The organism is Neolewinella marina (genome assembly GCF_002631205.1).
Lineage (GTDB): Bacteria > Bacteroidota > Bacteroidia > Chitinophagales > Saprospiraceae > Neolewinella > Neolewinella marina.
The window spans coordinates 648,917-667,785 of sequence record NZ_PDLO01000002.1 but is presented as its reverse complement, the minus strand read 5'-3'; the positions used below and the strand labels follow the sequence as shown (position 1 = coordinate 667,785).

Here is an 18,869-nt window from a genome sequence, read left to right as displayed (position 1 = left end):
CCCCGATTTGATCATGCCTGGTGGTTTTTATTCAATGGCAGAAACGGGCAGGGCAACCTTCAGCGAGTCCCAGGCGACGGTGATGGCGCCACCCGCCCCGTCGGCCGCAGGCTCCACGGCGTAGGTGAGGGACTCTACCGGTTCCGCCAGTTTTTCCGGTTGCACGGTCACCCGGACGAGATCCAGGCTTTGGTCGTAGTCGTCGGCCAGGTGCTGGTCGTAGTTCTCATTCAGGATGATGGTCCACTCTTCCCGCCCGGGAATGGTGAAGAAGCCGTAGGTGCCGGCGGCGATTTCGGTGCCCCCGACGCGAACCGGCTCACTGAACGTGACGGCCGTAGCATTGTGTGCCCCGGTCGACCAGACCTGGTCGTAGGCTACCAGTCCGCCCCAAATGGTGCGGCCCCTTACGCTGGGGGAGGAGTATTCGATGTGGACGTGGGCGTCCCCGATGTTGCCCATGGCGGTGGTGTGGGGGCTTTTGGACTTCCCGGCGGTGGCTTCGGCCGCGGGGGCAGCCTCGTGGTGGTGGCCTCCGTCTTCGGGAGCCTCGTTTTCGGCACAGGAGCCCAGGAACAGGAGGAAGGCAATTAGGGTCAGGGAGCGAAGTGTAATCTGCATAATAAAAGAGTATTAAAGTGAGTGATGGTTATTCAGTTGGTGCTACCCGGCCATGACTTTGAGCAGCGCGAGCACTGCGCCACCGGCCAGGACAAGGACGACGATGATGGCCGTCAGGTTATTCAGCAGCCGTTTTACGGGGCCGGTAGAATTATTTTCGGAGTTGCAACAGTCTTTCATAGGGTCATTCAGTGTTCGTGATCGGACTCACCGGTAACGTAGTTTCCCTGAACCCCTACGCCGTGCAGGTAGACCAGGGTGGCACCGTAGTGGCCGGCCATGGAAACGGTGAAGGCCGACCCGGCAAGCACCAGGGTAGTGAGCAGTTCAAGCCAGCGCTTCTTCTGGAAGAGCCATAGGTCTCCAGTTTTAAGTATCAACGCCGTGGTGCTCAGCCCCACCGTCCAGTAGGCGTAGCTATCGTGGCGGTCCAGCACTTCCTGAGCGGCGGAGGTGAGATCAAGGGTGTGGGGGTGGAAGATCAGGCCCGCCGCCACGGCACCCGCGACCCCGCCCGCCAGGGCGATTAGGGTTACCCAACCGAGTGGCTGCTTCCAGAGGAAGAGGGAAGCAACCTGGGTTGCCAGGGCTACGGGAAGGAGCATGATCGGTAGGTGCACGATCAGGGGGTGGAGGTTCGCAAAATCATTCAGCGAGGCGTCTACCACGGTTGACTCTTGCAGCACCTGGGCAAATACTGCCAGGGGCAGCAGCAGCAAGGAACATGACAGTAGTTTACGCATGGTGGTTGATCTTTGGGTTACCGGTTACCAGATGATTTTCAGTCCGCCGCCCAGCCCGTAATCGCTATCGTACAGGGCCGCGAGTCCCCAGTACTGCCCGATCTGGTAGCTGGTGCCCAGGGTGTATTCCAGTTCCCCGTGGCTGAAATTGTATCGACCTGCGGCCGAGGCCCGCCAGCGGGTGGTCAGTGGGATGTCTTCCCTTTCCAGTTGAACCTCTATGCGACCCCGGTGGTCGATCCGCAGGTCGGACCACACCATCATCGGCAGGAAATAGCGGACGCCCGCGAGGGCGGAAACTTCGGTGACCAGGGTTTCACTCCCCGTTTCTGCCGCCATCCGTTGCTCACCGTCCACCTCCACGCCCAGGTAGGCGGAGAAGAATTGCCGGGGATCGATGTAGCGCATCGCCTTGGCTTCCGCTTCAAAGTTCCCCTGGTAATCGGCCTCTCCCTCCAGGCTGAATTCCTTGTTGAGGTTGAAATAGGCGAGGTCGGCCCATGCGCCGTTGGAGAGTGCGGTGAGACCGCCCATCCCGAAATACTTCCGGTCGTCCATGGCGAACATGTCGTAGTCGGCCTGGTCGGCAATCAGCAGGTCGCTGCTGCCCTGGTAGCCAATGATGCGGGCCATGCCTGACATCATGTGGTACAACAGGTGGCAGTGGAAGAACCAATCCTTGTCTTCCGTCGCGGCAAACTCTATAATGGTGGTTTCCATGGGGGCCACGTTGACGGTATGTTTAAGGGGGGCGTATGCGCCCTGCTTGTTGACCACCCGGAAGAAGTGGCCATGCAGGTGCATCGGGTGGCTCATCATGGTGGTATTGTGAAAGACGAAGCGGACGTTTTCCCCCCGCTCAATCATGATCTTATCTGCGGCCGATAGTGGCTGGTTGTTGATCATCCACACGTAGCGGAGCATATTGCCCCCCAGATAGAGGTGGACGACCCGCACCGGCCGGTTGTCGTGGAGTTCCGTAGGCACCGGGGAGCGCAGCATATGGTAATCGAAGATCTTTTCATCCGGGTTTGCCTCCTGCAGTTCGTAGTAGCCGGTCATCATGACCCCCATGGGAGCGTCAGCCCCCATATGGCTGCCCATATCCATGGTTTTCCCGTCCATTTCCCGCGCGGATATGGTACGGCCCTGCGGCAGGGAATCTTGGTTTGGGGCGGGTTGGTCGTGACCCATCTTACCGTGGTCCATACCCGGCATATTGTGGTCCATTTCCGGCTTGGGCGTATTGTCCTGCTTCGTGGGGGGCATGCCATGATCCATCTTACCGTGGTCCATGCCCGGGGCGGGTTGGGGGGGCTCCATGTCCATCTGCATCCCCATTTTCATCATGGATTCCATCTGAATGTCGGCGTTGCTGGGAGCCATCCCGGCGGGGTAGACCCTTGGTGGGGGGATGTCGGAGGGGGCTTTTCCCATCTGCATGTCCGGCATGTCAGCCATCATTTCCTTCATTTCCTGGGTCAGGGCATAGTAATCAACTGGAGGAAGGTCGGGGGCTGGATGCTCGCTTCCGGTGCCAAGCCAGACGGTGGTATGCCGGTAGCGGTCCCAGGAAGTGGCGCGGAATTCGTAGCTGCCGTCGGCGGGCAGGGTGACTTCGATATCGTAGGTTTCCGCGGTTGCGATGAGCAGTTTGTCCACCGCTACGGGTTCTACTTCCTGGCCGTCGGCTGCAACGATGGTCATTTTTCCTCCCGCGAACTGCAGCCAAAAATGGGAGGAAGCCGATCCATTGATGATGCGGAGCCGCAAGGTTTCACCAGCCTGAACATCCGGATAGGCTTCGGCGAGCTTGCCGTTGGCGAGAAAGGCGTTGTAATACACGTCGGCCAGGTCCATGCTGGGCATGCGATTCCATTCCAGCCAGAGTTGTTTGCCCAGGTTTCCCGTGGCCAGGGCCCTGCCATAGCTCTGTACGGCATTGCGTTTGATGGCGTACCAGTCGGTGTGCCGCTTGATCTGCCGCAGCACCTCGTGGGGGTCCTGCTCGGTAAAGTCGGAGAGTACCACCACTTTTTCCCGGGTTGGCAAACCATCTTTCGGTTGAATAACGATTGGACCATACATCCCTTTTTGCTCCTGGAATTCGGTGTGGGAGTGGTACCAGTAGGTACCGTGCTGAATAATGGGGAAAGCCGCTACGTAAGTATCGCCCGGCTGGATGAGCTCAGTGTTCAGCAGGGGCACACCGTCAAATTCGTTCGGCAACAACAGCCCGTGCCAGTGGAAGGAGACCGTGCCGCCGGTTTGATTCGTTACGTAAATCCGTGCCGAATCCCCCTCGGTAAAGGCCAGCACGGGAGCGGGTATCGATCCATTGGTGGCCAGGGCCGGGGTGGGGTTTCCCGTAAAATTTACGGTAGTGTCCGCTACGGTAAGGTGATAGGTCACCACCTCGCCGGAAAATGCCGTTACGCTTTGCCCGGGGATCATTTCGTAAGTACTGCTCATCCCATCGCCGGCCTCCTGGGCAGCGCCGCGGAGAGAAGTGAACAAGAGGAGCAGTAGAAGGGCTGAATATCTGATCATGGCGGCGGGTGAACGGGTGAGGAAATAAAAAAGGCGCTGCACCGGATGGTGCAGCGCCTTCGGGCTTAAGCAGCCAGTTTGCGACATTCCTCGACGCACTTGCGGCAGCTTTCGGCGCAGCGCTGGCACCAGTCTTCGTCGTGCTCGGCGCAGTGCTTGGCGCAGTATTCGCACACCTTGGCACAGAGCTGGCAGTGCTCCACGGCGAACTTGCTGTCGGCCGCCATTAGTCCGATGGTAGCCTGCAGCACGTCGATGGCCTGCACGCAGCAGTAGGGGCAGTCGTTTTTGGATTCCATCGTGGCCATTTTGCTCAGGCACACCTTGCAGTCGATCAGGCAGGCCTGGCAGGCTTCGATACAGTCCAGGTATTTGGTGTTTATTAAAGCACTCATAGGTAAAACGGGTTTGGTTAGTCTTCCTGCTCCAGGCGGTAGAGGATGCGCCGCATCTCGGCGATCTCCCGCTCCTGGGCTTCGATAATTTCTTCGGCGAGTTTGATGGCCTGGGGGTCGCTCAGGTGGGCCTTCTGGCTCACCATGATGGCGGAGGAGTGGTGGGGGATCATGGCCTTCATCCATTGCTCGTCGCTCACGAAGGTCTGCTGCCGCAGTCCGATGAAGCAGAGCACGAAAGTCACCACCGCGGCCCCGATGATGAGCCAGTTGTAGAGCTTGTTCTTGTACATGCCCCACATGAAGCCCATCATGATCACCACCATGGGAGTGATCATAAGGAAGGTCATGTAGGTACGGGTAGGGCTGAGGAGGATGTGGTCGAAGACGTCCACGTTGAAGAACATGGCCGCGTACATGACCACGAAGGAAACGGCCATCATCAGGCCAAATTTCAGGTAGGGATTCATAGTGTGGCAGTTTTAGAGGGCGGCGGTACGCGGGTGCCGTACCGCCGCCGTAAAGCAAAGGGGGGTAGGAGAGATTCCTACATCTGGATGGTCTCTTCCACCTTGCCGCAGGTCAGCATTTTTTCCCCGTAGTAGGGGTTGCGGACCTGGTCGACTTCCGAGTACCAGTCGCCGCCCTCGCCGTCGAAGGCCATGGGGCAATGCATCCGGTAGATGGTGCCGGCCGACAGGCCGGATTCGAGCAGGTCGCCCAGTTGGCCGGTCAGTTCGCGGAAGTGCTCCCGCTGGACTTCCAGGTCACCGGCGTCGGCGATCTGCTGGGCCAGGGTACGCAGCTCGGCGCGGTCTTCGGTGAAGGTGTCGGCCATGTTGCCCGCGGCGGTGGCGGCGGCGGCCTGGTCGGAGTCCACCAGCGCACTACGCAGGGTGAGGTAGTTCTGGAACACCTTGTCAACCAGGGGGTCCTGGAACTCGGCGTCGGCCCGGGCTACGGTCTCGGTCGGGGTGTCCAGACCCACTTCGGTGGCGTTTTCCGTGGTCGAACCGTCCGAGCAGGCGGTCAGAATAACGAGAGGGAGAAGAGGCAGATACTTGATAATCATAACGATACACTGGTTTTAGAGAAACCCCTTATTTAGGTAAGGTGCTTTCTCATTGTTTGATAAGAGTTGCGAAAATTTGCTTTTATAGGCTGTCCAGGGCTTTGGGCTGGTATTCTCCCCGTTCACGGAACTCAGTAGGGGAGAGCCCGGTAGCTTCCCGGAAGGCCGCAGTAAACCGCCCGCAAGTGGCATAGTGCAGCCGGTAAGCGATCAGGGAAACCTGTTCATCGGTGGTGACCAGGAGCCTGCGTGCCCGCTCCATGCGCTGGATTCGGTAGAACTCCGTAATGGTGCGGCCTTCCTCCCGCTTGAAGAGGCGGCTCAGGTGGGGGTAGCTCTGGCCGATGTCCTGGGTGATCAGGTCGGAAATCCGGGTAGAGGAGTTGGCCAGGTCGTCGTACACAAAGGCGATGATCAGACCCTTGATGCGGCTGATCACATCGCCGGAACCCTGCCGGAGGCGGAAGCCCACGGTGGCCAGCTGTTCGGCGAGGCTGTCCAGCTGCTCCTCGGTGGAGCGGGGAGGGACGCCAGTGAGGCGACCGAGTTCGAGCGATTGAATGCGCCATCCCAGGTTCGTTGCGATCTGACGGACGGCGGTTTTACATCGGTCACAGACCATGTGGTCAATGTAGACGGTTTGCGTTTTGGTCATCGGGTCGCTGGTTATTGGGTAAGGGTATCCAGGGTAGAGCCGCAGGTCAGCATCGCGTCCCCGAAGTAGGGGTTGCGGATGGCCGGGTCAGCGCTGAGCCAGTTGGCACCCTCGTTGTCGAAGGCCATGGGGCAGTGCTGAACGTAAAGGGTATCGTTGGCGCCGAAGGCCGTCAGGGTATTGATCAGGGCCTGGGACAGGAAGCCGAATTCCCGGCGCTGTTCCTCCAGTTCCTCGGCACCCGCGAGCGCGCCCAGGTGGGAATTCAGGGCGTTGAACTGCTCCATCCAGAACTGGTGGGGCTGGTCTTCCAGTAGGGACATATCCACCCGCGCCAGGGCCGACCGCAGGGGCAGCAGCAGGTCCTCATCCGCCGGCTGGGAGGCGACCATACGGTCCTTCAGGGGCAGGTAGGCTTCGGCTACGGCCGTGAGCTGGTCCCGGAAGGGGGCCGGCGTCTGTTCCCGGAAGTCGGGCAGCGTCATGGCGGTCATACCCCCGGGTTCGCGGCCGCGGATGACCACATCGCGGTTCATCATGCTGGACTGGTTGTTGAGCTGGGCGGCGGCATCGATCTGGAATACGCCGTTGGTGACCACCCGTTCCCCCCGCTCGAGGCCCGAGAGTACCTGGTACCCCCCGGCGGCAGCCGCGCCCAGTTCCACTTCCCGGAACTGGTAGGTGGGCACCTCGGCGTCGGGCACTTCCACGTAGACCACCGATCGGTTGCCCGTCCAGAGGACGGCGGTGCGGGGCACGTAAAGTTCGGTGGCGGCTTGTGATCCGCTGCGGGGGGAACCCGTCTCGATCGTGCCGGTGATGAACATTTCGGGTTTCAGCTTGCCGCGGCGGTTGGCTACCTCGGCGCGGATGCTGGCGGTGCGGGTGGCGGGGTTGATCAGGGGGTCGATGAAGGTCACCCGGGCGGTGAACTCCTCACCGGGCAGGGAGGCTACGGTGAAGGTCACGCGGTCGCCCACGTCCACCGCCGCGAGATCCCGCTCGTAGGCGTCGAACAGGGCCCAGAGCTGGCTGAGGTTCGTCAGGGTGTAGAGGGCCTGTCCGGCGCTCACGTAGTCGCCCACCCGGGCGCGGACTTCCAGCACGGTGCCGCTGCGCTCGGCGTACACCGGGAAATCAGTGATTACCTCTCCGGACTGCTCAATCTGGGCGATTTGCTCGTCGGTGATCTTTAGGTTGCGCAGCTTGTTGCGGGCGGCGACCAGCAGCTCGGGCGACAGCTCCTGCAGGCGGCGCGCCTCCAGCAGTTCCTGCTGGGCCACCACCAGTTCGGGAGAATAAATGGTGGCGATGCGCTGCCCGGCGGTAACCTGTTCCCCCGGATAGGTAATACGCAACCGTTCAAGCCGGCCGGGGTAGTTGATGGCCTGCACCTGGGTAGATTGCTCGTCCAGCGCCAGGCGACCGGTGAGTCGGCGGGTGTCCGGTCCGGGGGCGTCGGGGCCTTCCGCACTGCCGCCAACGGTGGTGGTGCGTACCCGGGCCAGGGCCACGGCGGCTTCCGTCATGGTGAGGATGGTCGGGTCGGACCCTACGCCGGTTTCCAGGGGGATGAGGTCCATACCGCAGATCGGACAATCACCGGGTTCGTCCCGCTGAATCTGGGGGTGCATGGAGCAGGTCCAGGTGGTGCCCTCCGCCCCGTGGTCGTGGGCCCCGGCAGTTGCGGAAGCGGCTTCCGTTCCACTGAACAGCAGGTATCCGCCAAACAGTCCGATCAGGAGCGCCAGCAGGATATAGAGAATGACTTGAATTTTCATATCGCTTGGGATTTAGCGCCGGGGCAGGTAGCGGTCGACGGTGGCGGCCTGGATGAGAAGGGTACGTTGGGCCTCAATGGCTTCGAGGCGGTAGTCGATGAGCTGGTCCTGGACTTCCAGCAATTCATCGAAGGGGCGCTGGGAGTTGGCGTACTCACTGCGGGCGATCTGCAGGATGGCGTCCAGGGTAGCGACCTGGTCGGCCAGAAAGGACAGCCGCGCCGCGGCATCCAGGCGGGCAATGTCCGCCCGCTCCAGGGCGGCGACCAGTTGCCGGGTTACCGCCTCGCGTTGGGAGGCGATGGACTGCAGGCGGAGTTGTTCCTCCTCCCGCTTGGCCCGGTACTTGCCGCCGCTCAGCGGCACGCTCACCATCACGCGGGGCATGATGGCGTCGCGACCGTTGCCGTTGACCCGCATGTCCATCCGCCTGCCCACAAGCATGTAATCTACGCCTACGCCAAAGTCCGGCCGGGCCTCCAGGTCGTTCAGGGCGACGGCCCGGCGGGAAATCTCTTCCTGTAAACGGAAGATGCGCAGCAAGGGATGGCCTTCCAGTTCTTCCCTGGCCGGCAGGGGGCGGGCAACGGGCGGGGTGACCGGAAAGGCTTCGCGGGGCAATTCCTGGTTCACCAATTCCTCGATCATCGTCCAGGCCATCGCCTGTTCCGCCTGCAACTCCTGGATGCGGCGCTGGGCGGCCGTGAGCTGCACCTCGGCGCGGTAGACGTCCACCGAACTGCCCCGCGAAGATTCGACCCGGCTCAGGGCCAGGCGCCGCAGGCTGCGGTAAAGCTGCAGGGTGGTGTCGAGTACTTCAATCTTGGCCTCGGCGGCGAGTACCTCGAAGTAGCTTGTCTCCAGCTGGTAGATCAGGTCGAGTTGCATGGCCGCCGCCTCTTCCAGTACCGGCTGGGCCTGGGCATCGGCTAGGGCCGCCATAGCGGCCAGGGTGCCCGGCCAGGGCAGCATCTGGGTGGCGCCGAAGCGGGCCTCCTGGGGCCCGAGGCGGGTTTCCACGGGCATGACGGACACCATGGTGCCAATTTCCAGGTCGGGCAGCTGCGACATCTGGCGACCGACGGACAGGTTCGCCCGGTATTCGTATGCCAGCGCCTGGAGGTCGGGGTTGTTTTCCCGCAGCAGTTGCCGCAGGCTGTCCAACGGTTGAGCCCCCAGCAGCCCGCCCAGGAGGAACAGGAAGGGGAGCAAGCTCCAACGCCGGAGGGGAACGGAGGTACGCGGACCAGTTATAGGGTTGATCTTCATCGTTGTGCTCGTTTAATCCGACGTTTTACTTTCCACTCCTCCCGGATGGCCCACAGCACCGGCACGGTGAACATGGTAACCACCTGCAGCAGCATGCCCCCGAAGCTCGGAATGGCCATGGGGACCATGATGTCGGCCCCCCGGCCCGTAGCCGTGAGCACCGGCAGCAGGGCCAGAATGGTCGTGGCGGTGGTCATGAGTGCAGGGCGGACGCGCCGCAGGCCGCCTTCCACCACCGCCTCCCTGACTTCGGTTACGGTGGTCGGTTCATTGCGCTGGAAGCTGTCGCGCAGGAAGGTGGCCACCAGCACCCCGTCGTCGGTGGCGATGCCGAAGAGGGCCAGGAAGCCTACCCAGACCGCCACGCTCAGGTTGATGGTGCGCATCTGGAAGAGATCGCGAAGGTTGGTGCCGAAGAAGTTGAAGTTCAGGAAGTCCGGATCGGCGTAACCGGCCAGCAGGAGGAAGCCACCGCTGAAGGCCACAAACACTCCGCTGAAGACCATCAGGGTGGTGCTCACGGACTTAAACTGGAAGTACAGGATCAGGAAAATCAGCGACAGGGCAATGGGCAGCACCAGCATCAGCCGGGCGTCGGCCCGCACCTGCTGCTCGTAGTTGCCGGCGAATCGGTAGCTGACCCCCGGGGGGACGTCCAGTTCGCCCGTGCGGGCCAGCGATTCCAGGTACTCCTGGGCGTTGTTGACTACCTCTACTTCGGCGTAGCCGTCCTCCTTGTCGAAGAGAACGTAACCCACCAGGAAGCCGTCTTCGCTCTTGATCATCTGGGGGCCCTGCTCGTAGCGGATCTCCACGAAGTCGCCCAGGGGGATCTGCTGTCCGTTGCCCACCGGCACCAGGATCCGGCTGATGGAGGACGGGTCGTCGCGTAGTTCGCGGGGGTAGCGCAGCCGCACCTGGTAGCGTTCCCGTCCCTCCACCGTGGTAGTGAGGGGCATACCACCGATCGCCGTCTCGATCTGCTGTTGCACCTCCGTGATGGAGAGGCCGTAGCGGGCGATGGCGTCGCGCTTGATGTCCAGGAGGAGGTAGGGCTTGCCCACGATCCGGTCGGCGAATACCGCGGCGTCCTTTACCCCTTCCACGTTTTTAAGTTCGCGCTCAAGTTCCAGGCCAAACCCTTCGATGGTCTCCAGGTCGGTACCGCGGACCTTGATGCCCATGGGGGCCCGCATACCGGTTTGTAGCATCACCAGGCGGGTTTCGATGGGCTGCAGCTTTGGCGCCGAGGTAACCCCGGGGAGATTTACCGCACTGACGATCTCCTGCCAAATGTCATCCGGGCTGCGGATGTGGTCCCGCCACTGCCGGAAGTAGCGGCCGTTGCCGTCCGGGATCAGGTCGTCCACTGACAACTGGTCCGACCGGGAGTTGCTGGAGCGGGTTACCCAGTTGCCCTCCTCGTCCACCTGGAACCGCAGTCGGCGCCCGTCCGCATCGGTGGCGTACTCGCTTTTGTACTGAATGACGTTCTCGTACATGGACAGCGGGGCCGGATCCAGGGCGCTGTTTACCCGGCCGGCCTTGCCCACGATCATGTCTACTTCCGGAATGGTGGTGACGGCCATGTCGAGGGTCCGGAGGTTATTCAGGTTTTCGGCGACGCCGGCGTGGGGCATGGCCGTAGGCATGAGCAGGAAAGCTCCTTCGCCCAGTGCGGGCATGAATTCTTCACCGATGCTCCGGTACACCCCGAAGCCGGCGGCGGTAATCAGGACGATCAGCAGTAGAAATAGATATTTCACCCGCAGCAGGAAGCGCAGGATCTGCTCGTAGAAGTGGATGACCACCCAGAAGAAACCCAGGAATCCGCCGGCGACCACGACGATGAAGAGAAAGTTCAACCACTGGCTGTCGTCGACCCCCAGGGGCATCCAGATCCCGGCCAGCAGCCAGGTCAGGAGAAGGGCCAGCAGAATATTCACCGCCCGCTTGCCGTAGGTTAGGTAGGCCGGGCGCGGACGGTTGACAGTGGCACCCGCGCGCCGCCGCGCCCTCAGGGAAAACAGCTGGTGCGCCAGGGCGGGAATGAAGACGATGCTGACCAGGATGGCCGCCACCAGGGCAAAGGTCTTGGTGAAGGCCAGGGGGCGGAACAGCTTGCCCTCGGCGGCCTCCATGGTAAATACCGGCAGGAAGCTGATTACCGTCGTCGCCACCGCCGTCAATACCGCCGAGGCCACCTCCATGGTCGCTTCGTAGATGCTTTCGAGCTTGCTTTCTCCGGGGGGCGGGTTCTCCAGGCGGTTGACCATACTCTCCGCCAGAATGATGCCCATATCCACCATGGTGCCGATGGCGATGGCGATGCCGGACAGGGCCACGATGTTGGCGTCCACCCCGAAGTAGCGCATGGCGATGAAGCAGATCAGTACCGCCACCGGCAGGGTGCTGGCCACCAGCAGGGAGGAGCGCAGGTTGAACAGCACCAGGATGATCACGATCGCAGTAATGAGTATCTCCAGGGAGAGGGACTCCTCCAGGGTGCCGATGGTTTCCCGGATCAGGTTGCTGCGGTCGTAAAAGGGTACGATGGTGACCTGACTCACGGTACCGTCGGCCAGGGTGCGGGTAGGCAGCCCCGGGGCCAGTTCGCCAATGCGGGCCTTCACGTTCTCGATTACTTCCAGAGGGTTGGCGCCGAAGCGTGCGACAACCACTCCGCCCACGGCCTCGGCGCCGGACTTGTCCAGCAGCCCCCGCCGCTCGGCGGGACCTATGGTTACGCGCGCCACGTCAGCCAGCCGGATGGGCACGTTGTTCGCCTCGGCAACCACGGCGGCCTCCAGGTCTTCCAGGCTCTGCAAATAGCCCAGTCCGCGCACGAAGTACTCCGCCAGGTTGATCTCCAGGGTAGCCGCGCCGATGTCCTGGTTGCTGCCCCGGATGGCGGCCATCACCTGGTCGAGGGTAATGCCGTACACCCGCATCTTCTCGGGGTCGACGTCCACCTGGTATTCCTTCACGTGACCGCCGATGCTGGCGACCTCGCTGACGCCACCGGCGGCGGCGAGTCCATAGCGGACGTAGAAATCCTGGATGCTGCGCAGCTCGTCCAGGTCCCAGCCCCCCACCGGCTCGCCCTCGGGGTTGTGGCCTTCGAGGGTATACCAGTACACCTGCCCCAGGGCGGTGGCGTCGGGGCCCAGGGCGGGTACGGCTCCTTCAGGGAGCAGCCCGCCCGGCAGGCTGTTCAGCTTTTCCAGGATGCGGCTGCGCGACCAGTAAAACTCCACGTCTTCCTCGAAAATGAGGTAGATGCTCGAGTAGCCGAACATGGAGGTGGAGCGCACCGACTGCACGCCGGGAATGCCCAGCAGGGCGGAGGTCAGGGGGTAGGTCACCTGGTTCTCCACGTCCTGGGGCGACTGTCCCGGCCAGTCGGTAAAGACGATTTGTTGGTTCTCCCCGATGTCGGGGATGGCGTCGACGGCCACGGGGTCGCGGGGCAGCCAGTCCAGGCCGTCCCAATTAAAGGGCGCCGTGGCCACGCCCCAGCCGACGAAGCCGAGCAGGAGGAGCCAGACGACTACCTTGTTTTCCAGGAAAAAACGAACGATTGTAGCTAACATAGATCAAGCCTTATCACAACGAGGATAACCCCTGCCGAATACGCGGCACGGGGCAACAAGAGGGATAAGGAAACTACAACCGGAAGACCTGCCAGCGGCTCGGCACATCGATGACGAGCGGGGGCGGTCGGTAATGCTGGTAGCGGCGCAGGGCGGCGTCGAGCAGGTGCAAGGCGGGTGCAGAGAAGCCCGCGGGCGGGGCGGGGGGCAGCGCCCAGGCCAGGGCGGGCAGGGGAGCCGTTTCGCTCAGTTGCCGGTCGTCGTCCCACTGCACGAAATCCTGCTCATCGTCGCAGCAGCCCTTCTTTGCGGGGGCGGCGTGCATCGGGCAGGCCGGAGCCTCGGCGAGGGCCATGGCGCAGGGCTGCTCCTCACCGAATAGGGAAAGCGATTTGAGTTCCCCCATGCAGAAATGGCGGTTCACCGTCACGCCGACGGAGCCAGCGAGCACGGTAAAGGCCAGGAAGAGGGATAACAATCGGTTCACGTGGCAAAAGTAGTTAGATAAATACAACTCACTGCCCCGGTAGTTCATCGGTGATCAACATCCACCGTCGCGGAAAGCCGCAAACAGGGCATTGGTGAGCCCCTGGACCTCCCGCCACCTATGCGGCGCGATGCGGTAACGGCGGGTGGTGCCCGCCACGGCATCCTCAATGAGGCCCACGTCCTGCAGCTCCCGCAGGTGGCGGGAGAGGGTGGGCTGCGAGAGGTCGATGCAGTCCGTCAGGTCGCGGCAGATGCAGCAGTCCACCTCGAGCAGTTTCTCCAGGATGGCGATGCGCGCCGGATGCCCCAGCGCGCGGAACAGGGCCGCCATCTCCAGCTGGGGCTCGGTGTAGGCCTCGGTTTTCGTGACGCCCATGACTAGCAGCATCCATTTCCGGGGACGCAACCGCTGGCGGCAGCGGCCACGTAGGCACCCAGGGAAACGGCCTTGGGCTTCTCGGGGATTCCGCATTTGTCTTTGGCCAGACAGTCGGTCGTGAGGGGGGTGAGCTCGAGTCCTTCCCCGGCAATCGCCAGGCCGAAACGCTGAATGGTTTCCGTGCCCTGGTACTCCACTTCGAGGTCCAGGTCGCCGAGGCCGAGCTGGGTTTCCGCCAGTTCGATGATGTGCACCAGCTTGCCGGGGGCCAGCCGGTGGTTGTAGTCGTCGGCCGACCAGAGCTGGAGGCTGGCCATGCGCTCACGTCGCAGGGTGCCACCGCAGTCGATGAACGATTTGGTCACTTCGCCCACCTCGGTAACGTGGAAATGGGAAGGGACCAGGCTGCCGTCCGGGAGGCTGATGGTGAAGTTGTCCACCTGACGTAGCCAGGTCTTGAGCTGGGAGAGTTTCATGGATTGTGGGTTTGTTAATATAGCAATATTGCTATGAACGGCGCGGGTAACCGGGAAGTTGCTCCCTGAGAAATATTTAGTCGTAGGCCAGCAACCGCAGGGCGTTGAGGACCACCACCATGGTGGAGCCCTCGTGGGCAATGACCGCCGGACCCAGGCTGGCGATGCCGAGGAGGGTGAGGGGTACCAGCACCGCCACTACGCCGAGGCTGATCCAGAGGTTCTGGCGGATGATGCGGTGGGCCGCCCGGCTGAGGCCGATGGCGAAGGGGAGGTTGTCGATGCGGTCGGCCATCAGGGCTACGTCGGCGGTTTCCAGGGCTACGTCGGAACCGGCGGCACCCATGGCCACGCCGACGGTACTGCTGGCCATGGCCGGGGCGTCGTTTACCCCGTCGCCGATCATGGCTACCCTACCTTCTTCGGCCATCAGCCGCCGGATGGCGTTCACCTTGTCTTCGGGCAGCAGGCTGCCGAGGGGGTCGGTGATGCCGATGTCGCGCGCCACGGCGTCGGCCACCCGCTGGTTATCGCCGGTGAGCATGACCATGCGCTGGATGCCGAGCTTGCGCAGGGCCGCCAGGGTGGGCCGGGCGGTGGGCCGGGCGACGTCCATCACGGAGATGATGCCCAGGTAGGTATCGCCCCGGTGCACCAGCATGGCGGTGTGGCCGGCGGTCTCCAGTTCCGTCATCTGGCGGTCGATGTCGGGGGGAACATCCCTGCCCGTCGTTTCCTGCAGCAGCCGGCGGTTGCCGATGTGGACGGTCTGTCCGTCGTAGCGGGCCCGGATGCCGCGGGCGGTGAGGGCCTCGAGGCCGCTGGCGCGGATTTCCACGGGGCCGCCCAGTTCCTCTTCTCCTCCGGCGACGATGGCCGCAGCCAGGGGGTGATCGCTGAGTTCCTCCACCGCAACGGCGGTGGTGAGCAGCTCTCGCCGGCTGATACCGGCCGCGGGCAACACGGCCGTAAGCCGGGGTTTCCCTTCGGTGAGGGTGCCGGTCTTGTCGAAGGCGATGGCGGTAAGGCCGCCGAGGTCCTCCAGGGGGCGGCCGCCTTTGACCAGTACACCCCGCTGGGCCGCACGGGCCACTCCTGCCAGTACGGCGCTCGGGGTGGAAATGGCCAGGGCGCAGGGGGAGGCGGCTACCAGGACGGCCATGGCCCGGTAGAAGCTCTGCTGGAAGGTTTCATCGAGGACCAGAAAAGCGAACAGCAACAGGCTCACCAGCACCAGCACGGCGGGCACGTAGTTGCGCTCGAAGCGGTCGGCGAGCTGCTGGGTCGGCGATTTCTGGTTCTCGGCCTCCTGGACCAGGGTAATCAGTTTGGCCAGGGTGCTGTCGCGGGCGGGTTTCAGTACGCGGACCTCCAGTACGGAGCCTCCGTTGACGGTACCCGAGAAGGTGCGGTGCTCGGGCGGTAAGGTCGCCAGATCGATGGCCCGCTTGGTGGGCCCCACGGGCATCTTCTCTACCGGGACGCTCTCGCCGGTGATGGCCGACTGGTCCACGGCGCCGGTCCCGCTGATCACCACCCCGTCGGCCGGGATCTTGGTGTTGGGCTTGACGACCACCACGTCGCCCACGCGGAGGTCCTCCACGTCAACCTCATGGGTATCGCCGTTTCCGTCGCGCAGCAGGGCCGTGGCCGGGGCGAGTTTGGCCAGGGCGGAGATCGACTTGCGGGCCCTGGCCATGGCGTAGTGCTCCAGGGCGTGGCCGAGGCTGAACAGGAACAGCAGCAGGGCGGCTTCCCCCCACTTTCCCAGGGCGGCCGCGCCGGCCGCGGCGACGATCATCAGGAAGTCGATCTCGAAGCGGCCCGCCCGCACGCCTTCATAGGCCTCCAGGGTGGCGTAGTAACCGCCGAATAGTATGGCGGCGACGTAGAGGATAATGCCTACGGGTTCGGACAGATCGGTGAGCAGGGCCAGCAGGAGTCCAGCCAACCAGAACACGCCGCTGGCGGCGGCGAAGTAGAGTTCCGTGCGTTCCCCCAGCAGCCCCGGGGCGTGGGCGTGCTGAGCCGCGGCACTTTCGGTTGCGGGGGGTGGGGGAGGGTGGTTCATAGGGGCGGTGAATGCGCAGGGTCGACTACAACTTACACGCTTTTCCGGGATTCCAGGGTGCGCCGCCCGTAGTCGGTGAAGTAGCGGTGGCCGCTCAGGAAGGCGGCGTTCTGCTGGTTCCAGTCCTCGTCGCTCACGTCGATGCCGAGCTCGCGCCGCCACTCCTCGCGGAGCATTTCCTGGTAGTGGTCGTAGGTGTTGAAGGAGAGGTGGTACAGGTCGGCGTCGCAGATCACGGCCTCCAGCTTGGTCTTTGGATGTTGCGGCATGGTCGTCACCTCGATGCAGCGCACCACGGCGTCGATGCGGTCGGGCGGATACTGCTCGCCCTCCAGCCACCGGCGGGCGATCTCGGCGCTCACTTCCTCGTGGCCGGTGTAGGTCCTGATGTGGCCGGTGTCGTGGAACCAGGCGGCCAGCATGACTACCTCCAGTTCCTCCTCGGTGAGCTGCTCCTCCCGCCCGATCTTCAGGGCGCCCTGGGTGACGTTAATCGTGTGGTGGAGGTTGTGGAAGACCCGGTCCTTGGGCAACTGGTGGATGAGCAACTGGGTCACGTAGCGGCCGGCACGGTAGAGGATGGAGTTGCGGTGGGTATTCATGGGGGTCGGTGAAGGCGGGGAAGGGGGGAGCAGGCGGTCCGGGGCGGCGGGGCCGGTCCGGGTCGACGAAAAATACCACACATTGTTAATAATGTGTCATTTAACCCCTCTGCAGCCCGTGTTCCGCCCGTCCCCGCAGGGAATATTGTCCGCAGCTCCCAAGTTTGAAAATCCTTTCTTACTTTTGCGCCTCAATTGTAACCCCTTCCCTTACTTAGAAGCTCAGATAAATGGCCAACATCGGTAAAGTCAAGCAGGTAATCGGACCCGTCGTCGACGTATCCTTCGCCACCGAAGGCGCCACGCTGCCCGCCATCCTCAACGCCCTCGAGATCACCCGTGAAAACGGGGAGAAGCTGGTGCTCGAAGTGCAGCAGCACCTGGGCGAAGACGCCGTCCGCACCATCGCCATGGACGCCACCGACGGCCTGACCCGCGGCGTTGACGTGCTCGACACCGGTATCCCCATTGCCATGCCCGTAGGCCCGGCCATCAAGGGACGCCTCTTCAACGTAGTCGGCGAGCCCATCGATGGTATGCCCGCCGTACCCAAGGGAGCCGACGCCCGGCCCATCCACGCCGACGCGCCGATCTTCGAAAACCTGGCCACCGACCGTGAGCCCCTCTTCACCGGCATCAAGGTGATCGACCTGATCGAGCCCTACACCAAGGGTGGCAAGATCGGTCTCTTCGGCGGTGCCGGAGTAGGCAAGACCGTACTCATCCAGGAGCTGATCAACAACATCGCCAAAGGATACGACGGTATCTCGGTATTCGCCGGGGTAGGGGAGCGTACCCGTGAGGGCAACGACCTTCTGCGCGAAATGATCGAAGCTGGCATCATCCGCTACGGCGATGCCTTCAAGGAGGACATGGAGCACGGCGGCTGGGACCTCAGCAAGGTAGACATGAAGGAGCTCGAGCAGTCGAAGGCCACCTTCGTGTTCGGACAGATGAACGAACCTCCCGGCGCCCGCGCCCGGGTAGCCCTTTCGGGACTGACCATCGCGGAGTACTACCGCGACGGCGACCTGAGCGACCCCACCGGCGGCCGCGACATCCTCTTCTTCGTCGACAACATCTTCCGCTTCACCCAGGCCGGTTCGGAAGTATCCGCCCTGCTGGGCCGGATGCCCTCCGCCGTAGGCTACCAGCCCACCCTGGCCACGGAAATGGGTCTGATGCAGGAGCGGATCACCTCCACCAAGCGGGGATCCATCACCTCGGTACAGGCCGTATACGTTCCCGCGGATGACCTTACCGACCCCGCTCCCGCTACGACCTTCGCTCACCTCGACGCCACCACGGTACTGAACCGGAAGATCGCTTCCCAGGGCATCTACCCCGCCGTAGACCCCCTCGACAGCACCAGCCGGATCCTCGACCCCGCCATCATCGGTGAGGAGCACTACAACACCGCCCAGCGCGTGATCAACATCCTGGCCCGTTACAACGAGCTACTGGACATCATCGCCATCCTGGGTCTGGACGAACTCAGCGAAGAAGACAAACTGGTTGTAAGCCGCGCCCGCCGGGTACAGCGCTTCCTGAGCCAGCCCTTCCACGTGGCCGAGCAGTTCACCGGCCTCAAGGGCGTCTTTGTCGACATCAAGGACACCATCAAGGGCTTCAACATGATCATCGACGGAGAGGTAGACAAGTACCCCGAGGACGCTTTCAACCTGGTAGGCACCATCGAGGACGCCATCGCCAAGGGTGAAAAGCAACTCGCCGCCAACGCAGCATAATCAGTTACGGCAGTACGGTAGCCCCGTACTGCCGTACTAACTCTACTGAAGTACTGCCGTCTTACCCCCAACGCGACTACTATGAAGATCTCCATCCTCACCCCCGACCGTACCATCTTCCAGGGCAACGTGACCAAAGTGGCCCTGCCCGGTACCGACGGCAGTTTCCAGCTGCTGGACAACCACGCTCCCCTGGTTTCGAGCCTGACGGAGGGACGGGTGACCATGGTGACCGCCGCCGGCGAGTACAGCTACTACGACGAGGACGCCAAAGGGATGACCAAGGACAGCACCGCAAACCGGAGCCTGACCTTCACCATCGACCGCGGCTTCGTGGAGGTGCTCAACAACGAGGTGAACCTGCTGGTGCAGGGCGCGCGCAATATGCGGTAGCCCCCCGGCCCCCGGGTTTTCACTCCCCCTTA

General features: G+C 62.8%; 18 protein-coding genes. 2 read left to right on the top strand and 16 right to left on the bottom strand.

What is annotated here, in order from left to right:
* Positions 1–27 precede the first annotated feature (27 nt).
* The 16 genes from CGL56_RS08290 to CGL56_RS08220 form a co-directional block, all read right to left on the bottom strand.
* Positions 28–621 carry a DUF2911 domain-containing protein gene (locus CGL56_RS08290; RefSeq protein ID WP_099106056.1) on the bottom strand — a complete coding sequence of 198 codons (594 nt, stop codon included), beginning with the start codon at positions 619–621 and terminating at the stop codon, positions 28–30.
* 42 nt (positions 622–663) lie between these two features.
* Positions 664–801 carry a hypothetical protein gene (locus CGL56_RS18235; RefSeq protein ID WP_167641595.1) on the bottom strand — a complete coding sequence of 46 codons (138 nt, stop codon included), beginning with the start codon at positions 799–801 and terminating at the stop codon, positions 664–666.
* A gap of 8 nt (positions 802–809) precedes the next feature.
* Positions 810–1,364, bottom strand: a complete 555-nt coding sequence (locus tag CGL56_RS08285) for a DUF2231 domain-containing protein (protein WP_143470664.1) — start codon at positions 1,362–1,364, stop codon at positions 810–812.
* 24 nt (positions 1,365–1,388) lie between these two features.
* Positions 1,389–3,914 carry a multicopper oxidase domain-containing protein gene (locus tag CGL56_RS08280; RefSeq protein ID WP_167641596.1) on the bottom strand — a complete coding sequence of 842 codons (2,526 nt, stop codon included), beginning with the start codon at positions 3,912–3,914 and terminating at the stop codon, positions 1,389–1,391.
* Between the two features lie 65 nt (positions 3,915–3,979).
* Positions 3,980–4,309 carry a four-helix bundle copper-binding protein gene (locus tag CGL56_RS08275; protein ID WP_099106053.1) on the bottom strand — a complete coding sequence of 110 codons (330 nt, stop codon included), beginning with the start codon at positions 4,307–4,309 and terminating at the stop codon, positions 3,980–3,982.
* Positions 4,310–4,326: 17 nt separating this feature from the next.
* Entirely contained in the window at positions 4,327–4,779 is a 453-nt protein-coding gene (locus CGL56_RS08270) for a DUF305 domain-containing protein (protein ID WP_099106052.1), read from the bottom strand.
* Between the two features lie 77 nt (positions 4,780–4,856).
* Entirely contained in the window at positions 4,857–5,381 is a 525-nt protein-coding gene (locus CGL56_RS08265) for a DUF3347 domain-containing protein (RefSeq protein WP_099106051.1), read from the bottom strand.
* An 82-nt stretch (positions 5,382–5,463) separates the two neighbouring features.
* Complete coding sequence (locus CGL56_RS08260) at positions 5,464–6,036, bottom strand: helix-turn-helix domain-containing protein (RefSeq protein WP_099106050.1); 573 nt, start codon at positions 6,034–6,036, stop codon at positions 5,464–5,466.
* Positions 6,037–6,047: 11 nt separating this feature from the next.
* Positions 6,048–7,817: an efflux RND transporter periplasmic adaptor subunit gene (locus CGL56_RS08255; RefSeq protein WP_099106049.1), complete on the bottom strand. Its 1,770-nt coding sequence runs from the start codon at positions 7,815–7,817 to the stop codon at positions 6,048–6,050.
* 12 nt (positions 7,818–7,829) lie between these two features.
* On the bottom strand, positions 7,830–9,086 hold the full coding sequence (locus tag CGL56_RS08250) for a TolC family protein (protein WP_099106048.1): 1,257 nt from the start codon (positions 9,084–9,086) through the stop codon (positions 7,830–7,832).
* The gene (locus tag CGL56_RS08245; RefSeq protein ID WP_099106047.1) at positions 9,083–12,679 is read right to left on the bottom strand and encodes an efflux RND transporter permease subunit; all 3,597 of its coding nucleotides are present in this window, start codon (positions 12,677–12,679) and stop codon (positions 9,083–9,085) included. Before CGL56_RS08245 ends, CGL56_RS08250 begins: the two co-directional genes overlap by 4 nt.
* 73 nt (positions 12,680–12,752) lie before the next feature.
* Complete coding sequence (locus CGL56_RS08240; RefSeq protein WP_143470663.1) at positions 12,753–13,166, bottom strand: HYC_CC_PP family protein; 414 nt, start codon at positions 13,164–13,166, stop codon at positions 12,753–12,755.
* A 54-nt stretch (positions 13,167–13,220) separates the two neighbouring features.
* Positions 13,221–13,544 (bottom strand): ArsR/SmtB family transcription factor, encoded by a 324-nt coding sequence (locus CGL56_RS08235; protein ID WP_099106045.1) that lies wholly within the window; start codon positions 13,542–13,544, stop codon positions 13,221–13,223.
* Between the two features lie 2 nt (positions 13,545–13,546).
* The gene (locus CGL56_RS08230; protein WP_099106044.1) at positions 13,547–14,023 is read right to left on the bottom strand and encodes a DUF6428 family protein; all 477 of its coding nucleotides are present in this window, start codon (positions 14,021–14,023) and stop codon (positions 13,547–13,549) included.
* Positions 14,024–14,099: 76 nt separating this feature from the next.
* Positions 14,100–16,094 carry a heavy metal translocating P-type ATPase gene (locus CGL56_RS08225; protein ID WP_099106043.1) on the bottom strand — a complete coding sequence of 665 codons (1,995 nt, stop codon included), beginning with the start codon at positions 16,092–16,094 and terminating at the stop codon, positions 14,100–14,102.
* 32 nt (positions 16,095–16,126) lie between these two features.
* Positions 16,127–16,696, bottom strand: coding sequence for an HD domain-containing protein (locus CGL56_RS08220; protein ID WP_099106042.1), 570 nt, complete (start codon positions 16,694–16,696; stop codon positions 16,127–16,129).
* 230 nt (positions 16,697–16,926) lie between these two features.
* Here CGL56_RS08220 and atpD point away from each other — a divergent pair, with 230 nt between their 5' ends.
* Entirely contained in the window at positions 16,927–18,444 is a 1,518-nt protein-coding gene (atpD, locus tag CGL56_RS08215) for a F0F1 ATP synthase subunit beta (protein ID WP_099106041.1), read from the top strand.
* Between the two features lie 81 nt (positions 18,445–18,525).
* Positions 18,526–18,837 carry a F0F1 ATP synthase subunit epsilon gene (locus CGL56_RS08210; protein ID WP_099106040.1) on the top strand — a complete coding sequence of 104 codons (312 nt, stop codon included), beginning with the start codon at positions 18,526–18,528 and terminating at the stop codon, positions 18,835–18,837.
* Positions 18,838–18,869 lie beyond the last annotated feature (32 nt).